Here is a 12463-nt window from a genome sequence, read left to right as displayed (position 1 = left end):
CTCATATGGCGGGAGCAAAGCTGTCGAATTTCAGATTATAATTTTATCGTCTATCCATAGAAAAACCTCTCTCCCTTACAGGAGAAAGGTACAATTCTCTCAACTACATCAACCTATTCGCCCCGAGTAGGCCAATTAATCGTTCACATTTAAGGGAGCGTCTCAACCACATTGATTGGATGCAAATCGCCATCTACAGCAAATGAAGCCTGTCCTGTCTCCTCGGAGACAACTAATACAACCGCATCCGTCAATTCACTGAGCCCCAGTGCTGCCCGATGACGAGTGCCTATTTTCCGTTCATGCACTTCCGCTTGCGACAACGGCAGCACATTACCAGCGGATACAATCTGATTGCCACGTATCAACACAGCCCCGTCATGCAGAGGTGCACCGGGAATAAACAGCGATTCCAGCAACGCATGCGTCACTCGTGCATCCACAGTCACGCCTGAGTGAATGATCGACTCCAACGGAATCTCCCGTTCAATCACAATCAACGCCCCATATCTCCGGTCAGATAGATGCTGTACGCTCGATGTTAATTCGGCAAACTTCTCGGTAAAGGGTGACAGATAACAATCCAGATAAAACGAAGAGGCGAGCACCTCGATCTGCTTGATCTCCGCTCGAATCTCTGCAAATTGCCCCAGCAGACAGGCACTGTCATTGTCAAATCGGGATAACGTCAGATTCATACGCTCTGCTACACGATGGAGGTCTGCCTTAAGCTTCTGCCTCATCGAGGAACTGTCACAGTCTGCTTGCTGAGTCATCATTCGCCGCCTCCTTGGTTGGGTTGGGCTTCACGCCGCATCATTAGTACCCATACCTTCCCCTCTGGAGCACATATTTATGCAATGGCAGGGCTGTAGGAGCTAATCACGATCTTCATTGTAACTGATATAACAAGCAAAAAAAGAGCCTGTCCGCAAAACTCCACGGTCAGACCCTATTCGCATAATAATTTGATGTTTGTCTACTTTACTTATTGCGCTTTGCCGTATGAACCTGTCTTAAATGTAGTTGGATCATACCATTTGTACCCTGCCGCTGGTGCAGCCCATGGCTCAAGTTGCGGCTCGGTTGATGCGGCTGGAGCTTCGATAGGAAGCAGGCTTGTTGCCGTATCCAATGTCAATCCTGGCACTTGTGCCAGACTGGTGTAGCTCTCTTTGACCGCGAGCCATTTCACAGTATTCACAAGGAACGTTGCATCATCCACTTCTTTGAATCCATCATAGGTCTTCTTGGTAGCACCGGTCTCTTCACGCAAATATTTCGGAGTCGCGTCTTCTACAGGTGAAGAGTCACCGATAAATGCGGCTTTGCCTACACCAACCTTTGCAATGGCAGCATAGGCTCCTTCAGCTCGTCCACCACCATTGTATACGCCCTGGTCCACGGCATTGCCCCACTTGGATACACCACTTGGTACATAGACCAAGCCTTTGGCTTTGTTCGGGTCTATAATCGCAATGGTCGATCCCGCATGCATGGCTACAGAATTAACACCAGTCGTAATGCCGAAGGATTGTGCAGGTGCAACGATATCCGATGCATTTACATCTCCAAGGGCATTGTAGCGGAAACGGACACCAAAGTTCGTCGCGAGCCAGTCTGAACTCGTCACACTCTGCATCGCTGGTGATTCGGCTTCAGCCGAGGACATGCCTTTGGCCGGATTCAGGAAGGCACCGCGGCGATAGCCGTTAAATACTTCGGAAGAATCCCAGCGGTTTTTGTTGCGGTCTGCATTATAGTGGTCGGAGATGAAGAAGATACTTCCTCCGTTCTGCACGTACTGCACAAGCGCTGCCTGCTCAGTCGCTTTGAACGGCACGTTGGCTTCGCCGATGACAAAGACGTCGTAATCTTTCAATTTATTATAGGTGATAGCTTGCTCACCGAATGTATACGGGATGCTGCGTTCCAGCTGATCCACGGCAAAGCCTGCGTTTCGCAAACCATTGGCAAAATCCGAAAATGCCCCGTCAATAATCCAGTCGGCAGCACCTGCTGTCTGGGCGTGGGTATTATCAAACAATACTTTCTTGCCGGTACCGTCCGGCAGTGTTGTGCCCGGGTTTGGTTCTGGATCAGGATTGGTTGTTCCGGAGGAAAGTGTGATGGACGTTGGGTTTTTGACTCCTGCATAGCTGTTGTAGGCACCTAAGGTTCCGGTTACGATGATCTTTTTGCCTACAAGACTGGGGTTGGACGCCAATCCATATTGCGATCGGAAAGATGAGGGAATTTGCACATCCAATAATCTGGCGTTAGTTCGCTCTGACGCTGAATCGGCAATCAGAACATTAAAATCATTGGCATAAGGAGATGTAAACTTGGCTGTAAGTGACCCGGTAGCATGTCCAACAATGATTCCTTCAACCGTCGCTGTTCCTCCACCGCTCTGGGCAGCGATGGCCTGAGATACCGTAAGTGGTGCTGCAGCTTGTACCGGACTTTGCGAACCCGGCCCCAGCAGTGCAGTTGCCATCATGATAAAGACCAGGAATGCCCCGATCCAGTGCTGCCATAACGCCTTCTTCATATTCCCTTTCTCCTCCTCCAAATTACCTGATAATGGGTTATCCTCCTTTAATTTAATTGTTCATATGCTGAATTCCTCTTTCTTTTTGTAAAGTTTATGAAAAAGTTTAGAAGTTGAGTCTATTGGCCCATACTGATAATCATTAGGATTCCATTTACCAAAGGAGTAAAATGATGATGAAGTTAATATTTTTGTTGCTCTTGTTGATTGTTCCGCTGATTATGGCTTATGTTGCTCTTCGTTCCCGCATGGTTACCCGAGTATTCCATATTCTTGCGCTACTCTGTTTCTACAGTGCGGCAACCGTCATCGCTGGTGATGTGTATGCGACGAATGCTCATATGACCACATTCACCACCGAGATTCACCATTTCCTGCTGAATGGCTGGTTCTTGTATCCGTCTGCATATCTCGGTGTATACATTCCCTATGTGCTGTGGATGAGCCTATTTTCAGAAAAAAGTTAAATTCGATGCGGACTTGGGATTGCATTTTACCAACGTTCATTGCATAATGAATATATAAACGTGATAATGATTATCATTCTTGAACTTGTCTCTTTGTAACTTTCTACTGCATATGATTTTACGATTTTATAGATAAAGGGGAACGAACATCGAATGAATACAACTCTGCAAAAGGCTGATCTGCAGCTTGACGATTATTTGGATCTTCTGAACCTGGCAACCAATCTGGGTGATACGAGATGGCAAAAGGAAATTATCCGTAAGTTGGCTTATACTTATCCCGCAGTTCAATGTAAACAACCACAATAGCATGCCACATACATCATAGATCTACATCATGGCTCATAACCGATTCATTCGTTGAATCTGATATGGGCTATTTTTGTTGTACAATGTACAGTAAAGTTATTCAAACGTGAAGGAGTGAACAACGATGCAACTGGAGACTGAACGACTCATCATCAGGGATATTCTGGAGACAGACTGGAAAAGTATACATAGCTACACATCCATGCCGGAAGTTACACAGCATACAGCGTGGGGGCCGAATACCGAAGAAGATACACGAGTATACGTGAAGTTTGTGTTGGACACACAGCAGGCACATCCAAGAGAGGGCTTTGAACTTGCAATATGTTTGAAAAGTGATGGAACTCTCCTCGGCGGAGTAGGTATTCATGTGATGGAGAAAACCAATGCAGAGATCGGTTACGTCCTTAATCCCGCCTATCAAGGAAAAGGGTATGCCGCCGAAGCAGCCAGTGCTCTACTAGGCTTCGGTTTCAACGAACTGGGCATTCACCGGATTTACGCCAAATGTCGTCCGCACAACACAGCTTCGGAGAATGTCATGAAGAAGATTGGCATGCAGCGTGAAGGTCTGCTGCGGGAGCACTGGTTCTACAAAGGTTCCTTTCATGACTCTGTGATCTATTCGATTCTTGCAAAGGAATATGCAGGTGAACAATTACAAAGAAACACAAAAAGCTGACTCCCATATATGGGACGCCAGCTTTTTTTCTTTTACTCCGTAACGACCCCAATCGCCAATGGAGGTGAAGCCTCTGAACAAGCTATATTACAACCGGCACAGCTCTACCGGACAGCTCGGGAATGTAGGACATCCACACATACAACGCAGGGCTGCCAGGTCACGAATCATCAGTTTGCCGTCCATCATATCCAGCGTACCTTGTTCCTTCCATGCCCCCAGCATCCGCGTTACGCTCTCCCGGGTAGCTCCAATCATCTCGGCAAGATCGGTATGGTTCAGCTTCATGTCCAGCACAATACCATCCGGTGTAACCCTGCCATACGAATTGCTGGCACGGATCAGTGTCGAAGCGAGCGCACCCGCCTTGCCATAGAGCAGCAAATCACGGAATCTCGACTGGGTGATCCGCTGCGACAGCGCCATCCATTGCAAGAATTTCAAGGCAAGGTCGCCATGTTTGCTGAGTATGCTTTCCAGATCGCTAAGCGAGATAATGGCCAGCTCCCCTTTTTCCGCCATCTCTGCACTGTAGCTATGATTCAATCCGCCGATGCCGCCGAATTCACCGATGAGATCGCCGCTCTGCTGAATGGATAAAATAATTTCCTTGCCATCCTCCGTCGACTTGGTCATTTTCACTCGTCCCGAACGAATGTAGTACAGATATCCGGCTTCATCGCCTTCGAGAAAGAGACTATATCCCGACTTCACCCGTTTGGGTTGCATTTTTGCTTCAATCAGGTCCCATTGCTCAGATGTAACGAACGAAAGGATTCCGCCTGTTTCCCGTGTCATTTTGCCCGCCTCCGTTTGTTTCTGCTCTGCTCTGCTCTGCTCTTTGGGTTGTTCTTTCTACAAATACTGTACCCATAACCTTCGTCCCCCTCGGTGATTCCTTATGTATCCATCATACCGCGAAAGTAGCGCGAGGGTTATCGGGGGATTACCTGATCATTAACGAGAAACTCCCTGAGTTTGCTGTGAGAAAAGTCACATTTCACCGATATGCCTCATCCTTCGCATTTCTTCAATCCCTTGGTGCACCTGACTCAGGAGTCCTTCACTGCCCAAGTTCAGTAAATTATAGAACGGAAATAGGGGTTTTCCCTGAATTACAACGTAAGAGAAAGGGTCTACAATAGAACTAACATTGTAATACCCTTACTTTAAGATGATCCTGTTCAAAGGTTAATGATAATAATTACACGTCACGTACGTTATAATTTCGAAAAAGGAAGTGTCCTCTCATGCATGATGAACTGCCATCTGGCATTCAGGAGATGATCGACGGCCTGCGCCTGAACACATCCAGCGACTTCTGTGGACTTGCCTGTCTTAACGGGACGATGCTACGCTGGAAGTATACCTCTGGGGCTAGTAATGAACGGGTGAAACGCATGGAAATGCGCCCCGGACAAGATCTGGTGGGCACAGCCCTTCGGACTGGACGCACAGCTCGATCTGATGCACAATCCACCGGGGAGCATACACCCGGTCGTTGCCCGTTAATGCTCGCTGAGCGGCTGGTATGTGCCATAGCGGTACCTGTGTTCCAGGAAGGAAGCGTGCCTGGCGCCGTGCTGCTCGTTGGCAGCAGACTGCCTTGCACCTTCTCACCGGACATGATCCGGCAGACGGAGCAAATCGCTCTACATCTTCAGCCGAAGGTGTTTGGATAAAAGTTTGAACTGGAGCGTAAGAGAAGCTATTCGGAGATTAAAGCTCTGAATGGCTTCTTTTTTTGTTATGATATAGATAGAACTAAGGAAGCGGACAGGGGGAAATCATGTGATTCAACTATTAGTTGTAGACGACCATGTTGTCGTGCGTTCCGGGCTGATCGCCTTACTTGAAGGAAAGAATGATATACATATCGTTGGAGATGCCGCAGATGGCGATGAAGCCATTGCCAAGGCTCAAGAGTTGAAACCAGATGTAGTCTTGATGGATTTCAGCATGCCACCAGGAAAAGACGGTCTGACCGCTACGGCTGAATTGAAGAAATTGATGCCAGATGTCTCCATTTTGATACTAACCATGCATGACGATGAAGAATATCTGTTCCGCGCCATCCATGCGGGAGCATCCGGATATATACTCAAAAGTGCGCCGCATGAAGAATTGCTTGCTGCGATTCGTTCCGTAGCAGAGGGTAGCGCCTATCTGTACCCCAGTGCAACCAAGCGGCTGATGAGTGAATACCTGGACAAAGCCAAACAGGAAAACGCCGGACCGTATGACACGTTATCCGAGCGGGAGAAAGAGATTTTGTCCTGGATTGCCAAGGGTTACGCCAACAAGGAAATCGCCGAACATCTGATCATCAGTGTCAAAACGGTCGAATCCCACAAAAGCAATCTGATGGAGAAACTTGGCCTGCGTACACGACCGGAACTGGTGAAGTTTGCCATGAAAAAGGGGTTGCTGAACTTTGAGTAGTGCACGCAAGAACAGATTAAGTGGACTTGCAGACCAGCCTGTACGCCTCCTGCTGAACGAAATCGATAATCACATTACGGATAATGAATTTCGCAGCAGGTTGAAGGGTTCCCTGCATCAACTGAGTGATCTGAAATTTGCCTTGGATGAATCCTCCATTGTAGCCCTGACAGACCGCAAGGGGAAAATCCAGTATGTGAATGATAAATTCTGTGAAATCTCACAGTATGAGCGCGAGGAACTGATCGGTAAGGATCATCGAATCATTAATTCCGGATACCATGGCAAAAGCTTTATGAAAAACCTGTGGGACACGATATCCTCAGGTAAGGTATGGAACGGGGAAATTCTCAATCGTGCCAGAGATGGCAGTCATTATTGGGTCAACACCACCATCGTGCCTTTCCTTGATAACGACGGGGAGCCATATCAATACCTAGCTGTACGCAGCGAGGTCACCAAGCTGAAATCCGTCGAAGCCGAATTGCAAAAGATGATGTCCCAAGTGATGAACATTCAGGAAGAGGAACGACGCCGGATCTCGCGTGAACTGCATGACGGGATTGGACAGAGTCTCTTCTCTCTGGTGATTCAGATGGATCGCCTGCTGGCAGACCAGCCTCACCCCGGGGTTGAAGCACTTCGTAAACAGGTCACGGGTATTATGGAAGATGTACGCGGTATGGCATGGGAGCTGAGACCATCCGTTCTGGATGACCTGGGTGTTGTTCCGGCGATTCGTACGTATATCGAGAATTACACCCGTCACTACGGGATCGAAGTTGATCTGGAATGTAATTTGCGCAAACGACTGGAGATGAACCGGGAGATAGCCATCTACCGAATTATTCAGGAAGCCTTAACCAATGTCGCGAAGTATGCCGATGTTGCCGAGGCACGTGTTACTATAGAAGATGCTGAGAACATGACGATGGTTATTATTGAAGACCAGGGTGCTGGATTCAGCGAAGCAACCGCTGGCAATGGCGTTGGATTGTTCAGTATGGAAGAGCGTGCCCGCGGTGCAGGAGGAACGTTGAGAGTTTCTTCCGAGCCTGGCGAAGGGACCACCGTTACCCTTTTACTGCCCAAGACAGCACAGGGATAACCGTACATGCTTCGTATCACACTTTGCGCTTCAATCCAGCTTATCTATTATTTAACGGCTGCTCGCTATTGGACTGTGCGAGTGGTCTTTTTATTTCCGATTGGTCGAAATGACAAAATGAAGGCTAAAAATCGGTTAAATTCAATAATCATGATAAATAGATTGACTCCAGTTACGATTCGTCATTAAACTATGAATGCCACATACACATTGTATGATTAGTAAAATTTCATTGTTCATTTCATATAGCGAGAGAAAAGGATGGTCAACATGTCAGAGAAACGCTCCTCCAAAGGAGGAGAAATTCCACAAATGTACAATCTGGACGAGATGGATCGCAAAATCATCGCCGCGCTTCACCAAAACAGCCGAATATCCTATACGGATCTGGGTACACAGATCGGGTTGTCACGTGTAGCTGTTCAGGCCCGCATTAATGCGTTATCCGAAAAAGGAATCATCGAACGCTTCACCGTTGTAATCAACCCTGGCAAAGTTGGGCTTCAGGTCTCGGCCTTTTTCAATGTCGATGTTGAACCGCCCTTCCTGGATGAAGTCGCTGAGAAACTGGATGAAGAGCCAGCCGTCACCAGCCTTTATCATATGACAGGCCCGAGTACACTGCACATGCACGGTATTTTTGCGGATATGGAAGAGATGGAGCAGTTTTTGCTGGAGAAGCTCTATAAGATGCCGGGTATCGTCAAAGTGGAATCACAGCTATTGTTGAAACGTTATAAAAGCCGGATGGGCATGAGACTCTAGGAGGAAATCAGCATGGGTTGGAAAGATTACAACGGTCTCGTCATCGGAATGGTACGAACCGGAATTCTCGGATATGGCGGCGGCCCTTCGGTGATCCCGTTAATCCGTTACGAAGCCGTTACGCGTTACAAATGGGTCAGTGATGAGGAGTTCGGCGAGATTTTGGCTATCGCCAACGCCTTGCCGGGTCCCATCGCGACCAAGATGGCCGCATATCTCGGTTATAAAACCAAAGGTGTGCTGGGCGCGATCGTGTCCGTACTCGCTCACATTTTACCGACAAGCATTGCCATTATCGCGCTGCTCGGTTCCATGTACGCGCTACGCGAGTCGAAAGTGGTAGCAGGCATGGTAGCCGCCGTGCGGCCGGTCATTTTTGTCATGCTAGGCATGATGGCTTATGAATTTGCCATGAAAGCCTGGAAGGGACTTGGTAAAGTTTTTGCCGCCCTATTCGGCGTAATTGCCTTTGTACTATTGCAGTTGCTGGATATCCATCCGGGGATTGTGATCGCGGTTTTCCTTGGATATGGTGTCTTCCATCTGGATCTGGTTCAGCGCTTCAAGTCCAAAGGCGAGTCCGATAAGGGGGTGTCCTAAGGATGCTCCAGACCTGGTGGGAACTATTTTGGGGATTTTTCGTAGCAAACATATTGGGATATGGGGGCGGCCCAGCTTCCATTCCGCTTATGCAGGAAGAGATTGTGAACCACTACCAATGGATGACCACCGAGCAATTCGGTGATGTACTGGCGATTGGTAACGCCCTTCCCGGCCCGATTGCAACCAAAATTGCTGCATTTGTCGGGTACCACGTAGCAGGCTGGTTTGGGGCAATTATCGCAAGTTTTGCCACAATCGTACCTTCCGCGACCGCACTAATTATATTACTTCGTCTGTTGAACAAACATCGCACGTCACCAAAAGTCAAAGGTATGACTCTACTCGTACAGCCTGTTATCGCCGTACTCATGATTCTGCTCACATGGGAATTTGGACAGCTGTCCACTAATTCCATCGGCATCTGGCAGACCTTGATCATTGCAGGCATCTCGCTCTGGGTCATGACCAAAACCAAGCTGCATCCGGCCATTCTGATCGTGATCGCTTTTGCCTATGGTGCGCTGGTACTGTCTCACACGATGTAGTAGTAGAACATACAGGGAACGTCACAGAATCACTTGGTTATACATCTGTAATAGGGTGGTGTATGCAGGGATTCAGGACGTTGGCGAATGGCTAGATTATTTTCATTTTCTAAGGAACTCAGGACGTCTTATTTGGTCTTTAGGTCCTCTTTATAAATTGTAAGGAACATCAGACACGTTATATACCAAAATAACCTGACAAAAGTGCTATAACAGACTGTAATTTCCGATATAACGTGTCTCAGATTCCTTAGATTTCTGCAAACGCTCCAGACCCCTGAATAAGACGTTTCAGATTCGTTAGCGCTTGAAGACATGCCTAGTTTATAAACAAAAAACGGTGATACCAGCTATTAGCTGGCATCACCGTTTTTATTTCCACGTTTCACACTCACAGTTGAAAAATATCGTTTACTTTGCTTCAACCACTACCGTTACTTTGGTTTTCACACCTGCAAATGTCACCGTAATTGTTGCTTTACCTTTGCCGTTCGCCTGAATAATTCCATCTTTCACTGATGCTGTTGCAATACGGGAAGATTTCCAGAGAGCCGGTTTGGATACATTCGCTTCACTGCCATCAGCATACGTTGCAGTAGCCGCCACAGTTACCTTTTCACCAGGTTTCATGGTCAACGTTACTTTATCCGTCTGCAAATATTTCAGTGTATCCACATCTAGAGCAATCGTTACAGACTTGCTGCCGTATTTTGCTGTGATTTTGGCTTTACCTGAACCTGTAGCTTTGACTTTACCTTTGGTCACTTGAGCTACTTTGTAGCTGTTCGTTTTCCATTCAGCTTTGTCCGTAACATCACGCTCGCTACCATCGCTCAAGAAGGCAGTTACCGTCAGATCAGCTGTATCGCCTGATTTCAGGGAAAGAACCGGCTCGGAAGCTTCAATACGTGTGATGACATCCACTTCAACTTGGATCGTCACTTTTTTGGAGCCGTATTCTGCTGTGATGTTGGCTTTACCACTGCTGTTACCTGTGATCACGCCTTTTTTCACATCCGCTACACGTGCATTGCTGGATTTCCAGGTTGCTTCGGATGTTACATCCAACGTGTTGCCGTCCTCATCCGTACCTGTTAGAAGGATCGTCTGAGTTTCTTTGGCAGACAGAACAACGAAGTTCACGTCTGCTTCCAGTCCACTAGCCATACCTACTTCAACAGGCAGAGTCAGTGTTTTGCCTTCAATCTTCGCGGTAATGGTTACTTTACCTGTAGCAACACCTGTGATAACCCCTTTGCTATCTACCTCAGCGATTTTGTCGCTGCTGCTGCTCCAAGTTGCATCTTCAGATACATCTTTGGATGTTTCACCATACAACGCCAGTACTTTGGCAGAAGTCGTTCCACCAACGGCTACCGATGCTTTCTTCTTGTCCATCTCATACTTGTCTGCTACGTCTACATTCACTGTGAATTTAACCGTTTTACCGCCATAAGCTACAGTGATCGTAGCCGTACCGGATTTGTATGCAATTAGATCGCCGTTTGATACATATACAACATCTGGATTGCTTGAAGTCCATGTTGCTTTGGAAGTTACATTTTCTGTACTGGCATCAATATATTCGGCATTGGCTACCAATGTCTTAGACTTGTTATCACCGGTAACACTCATGGCGAGCTTGTCATTTACATCTTTGATATCCAGATATCTTGCCGTATCTACATCTACAGCAATTTCTACAGTTTTTCCACTATAGGTTGCTTTGATCGTTGTTGAACCTGCGCTAATGGCTGTGATCTGTCCCTTAAACACCGTTGCAACCTTCTCGTTGCTGGATGTCCATGTTGCCTGATCCGTTACATTCACATCGCTGCTGTTTGGATAAGAAGCCGTTACAACGACATTAGCCGTTTTGGTTGTCTCGCTCAAACGGAAGAAAATACTTTGTTTCTCCACACTCAGCTTGCTCGTCAGATCCACATCCACGTCAACGGAAACTGATTTCGTACCGTATTTGGCTGTGATCTTGGCAGAACCTGCCGAGTATCCTGTAATTTCGCCTTTAAGAACGTCTGCGACCTTCTCGTTGCTGGATGTCCACTCCGCCAGATCCGTTACATCTTTGGTTGTGCCATCTGGATACGTAGCCGTCACTTTCACACTTTCACTTTTGTTCAACAACAGGTTAACTTGCTGTTTATCTACATCTACACGTTTAACCACTTCAACGTTAACATCCACCGTCACGCTTTGGCTGCCAACTTTCGCAGTAATAACTGCCGTACCCGCGCTTTGTCCAGTTACTTTACCATTCACAACGGTAGCAACCTTTTCATCACTGGTAGACCATTCTGCAGTATTTGCTGCTGCATTATTTGTTTCATTGTCACTATACGTTGCTGTCAAAATAATTTCTTTTGTATCTCCCGTGCGCAAATCCAGACTTTGCACGTTTTTCGAAAGGGCTTTGACCTTCTTCGTTACTTTCACTTGAACAGTCTGACTCTGACCCTGGTAAGCTGCCGTAATCGTCGCTTTACCTTCTTTTTTGGCCGTGATTGCACCATTATATACAGTTGCTATCGAAGTATCTTCGCTACTCCAGGTTGTACTAATCGTTACATTAGCCGAGGTATTGTCTGAATATACCCCTGTCACCGTAACAGACCCAGAATCACCAACTTCGAGCGACATCTCATTCTTGGAAACCACAATTTTGGACAGTTCTTTGTCTGCCGCAGCGGCCAAGCCTACGTTGGAAATACTCAGCATCAACACCAGCATCATCACCATGTACTTGGTCAATCTTGGCTTTAACATCATTTCCCCCCGATTATCATCATTTTTTTCCTTATGTTTTATGTCGGCAAGTCCTTTCCAGATGTTTAGACTTTCAGGAAATTTTCAGGGAATTCTATGGAAATTAATTTATCTTCTATTCCTGTTTCAACCGATCATACCTGCGAATATTGCGCATACCTATGTATATTGACTGTCTTGAACTTCTTTTAACAGGATTGGAGG

General features: G+C 47.0%; 13 protein-coding genes. 9 read left to right on the top strand and 4 right to left on the bottom strand.

The features are described 5' to 3' along the window. Positions 1 to 149: 149 nt before the first annotated feature. Together cdaS and V6668_RS01970 are read right to left on the bottom strand one after the other, a co-directional pair. Positions 150 to 779, bottom strand: coding sequence for a sporulation-specific diadenylate cyclase CdaS (gene cdaS / locus V6668_RS01975; protein ID WP_047840418.1), 630 nt, complete (start codon positions 777 to 779; stop codon positions 150 to 152). Positions 780 to 988: 209 nt separating this feature from the next. Next, positions 989 to 2503, bottom strand: a complete 1515-nt coding sequence (locus V6668_RS01970) for a DUF6359 domain-containing protein (RefSeq protein WP_235193913.1) — start codon at positions 2501 to 2503, stop codon at positions 989 to 991. Positions 2504 to 2724: 221 nt separating this feature from the next. Between V6668_RS01970 and V6668_RS01965 the strand changes: the two genes are divergently transcribed. The 3 genes from V6668_RS01965 (at position 2725) to V6668_RS01955 (ending at position 4012) form a co-directional block, all read left to right on the top strand. Continuing rightward, positions 2725 to 3021, top strand: coding sequence for a hypothetical protein (locus tag V6668_RS01965; protein ID WP_338707586.1), 297 nt, complete (start codon positions 2725 to 2727; stop codon positions 3019 to 3021). Between the two features lie 153 nt (positions 3022 to 3174). Next, positions 3175 to 3330 carry a hypothetical protein gene (locus V6668_RS01960; RefSeq protein ID WP_017691064.1) on the top strand — a complete coding sequence of 52 codons (156 nt, stop codon included), beginning with the start codon at positions 3175 to 3177 and terminating at the stop codon, positions 3328 to 3330. A gap of 124 nt (positions 3331 to 3454) precedes the next feature. Then, the gene (locus tag V6668_RS01955; protein ID WP_338707585.1) at positions 3455 to 4012 is read left to right on the top strand and encodes a GNAT family protein; all 558 of its coding nucleotides are present in this window, start codon (positions 3455 to 3457) and stop codon (positions 4010 to 4012) included. Between the two features lie 87 nt (positions 4013 to 4099). On the opposite strand, the gene V6668_RS01950 is transcribed toward V6668_RS01955, so the two are convergent. Beyond that, complete coding sequence (locus tag V6668_RS01950; RefSeq protein WP_091038354.1) at positions 4100 to 4810, bottom strand: Crp/Fnr family transcriptional regulator; 711 nt, start codon at positions 4808 to 4810, stop codon at positions 4100 to 4102. A 452-nt stretch (positions 4811 to 5262) separates the two neighbouring features. On the opposite strand from V6668_RS01950, the gene V6668_RS01945 reads away from it, so the two are divergent. From V6668_RS01945 to V6668_RS01920, 6 genes are all read left to right on the top strand, one after another. Then, entirely contained in the window at positions 5263 to 5694 is a 432-nt protein-coding gene (locus tag V6668_RS01945; protein ID WP_338707584.1) for a GAF domain-containing protein, read from the top strand. A 109-nt stretch (positions 5695 to 5803) separates the two neighbouring features. Then, the gene (locus V6668_RS01940) at positions 5804 to 6454 is read left to right on the top strand and encodes a response regulator (RefSeq protein ID WP_017691068.1); all 651 of its coding nucleotides are present in this window, start codon (positions 5804 to 5806) and stop codon (positions 6452 to 6454) included. Continuing rightward, the gene (locus V6668_RS01935; RefSeq protein ID WP_036616552.1) at positions 6447 to 7562 is read left to right on the top strand and encodes a PAS domain-containing sensor histidine kinase; all 1116 of its coding nucleotides are present in this window, start codon (positions 6447 to 6449) and stop codon (positions 7560 to 7562) included. Before V6668_RS01940 ends, V6668_RS01935 begins: the two co-directional genes overlap by 8 nt. A 270-nt stretch (positions 7563 to 7832) precedes the next feature. Next, entirely contained in the window at positions 7833 to 8327 is a 495-nt protein-coding gene (locus V6668_RS01930; protein WP_105406131.1) for an Lrp/AsnC family transcriptional regulator, read from the top strand. 12 nt (positions 8328 to 8339) lie between these two features. Further along, positions 8340 to 8927 carry a chromate transporter gene (locus V6668_RS01925; protein WP_017691071.1) on the top strand — a complete coding sequence of 196 codons (588 nt, stop codon included), beginning with the start codon at positions 8340 to 8342 and terminating at the stop codon, positions 8925 to 8927. A gap of 2 nt (positions 8928 to 8929) precedes the next feature. Then, entirely contained in the window at positions 8930 to 9475 is a 546-nt protein-coding gene (locus V6668_RS01920; protein ID WP_036616547.1) for a chromate transporter, read from the top strand. Between the two features lie 411 nt (positions 9476 to 9886). Here V6668_RS01920 and V6668_RS01915 read toward each other — a convergent pair whose 3' ends face one another. Beyond that, positions 9887 to 12244, bottom strand: a complete 2358-nt coding sequence (locus tag V6668_RS01915; RefSeq protein WP_338707580.1) for an Ig-like domain-containing protein — start codon at positions 12242 to 12244, stop codon at positions 9887 to 9889. Positions 12245 to 12463: the final 219 nt, after the last annotated feature.

Source organism: Paenibacillus amylolyticus (genome assembly GCF_036894225.1).
In the GTDB taxonomy this organism is placed as follows: Bacteria; Bacillota; Bacilli; order Paenibacillales; family Paenibacillaceae; genus Paenibacillus; species Paenibacillus amylolyticus.
The sequence above is the reverse complement of the archived record's forward strand: the minus strand, read 5'-3'. Positions and strand labels throughout refer to the sequence as shown.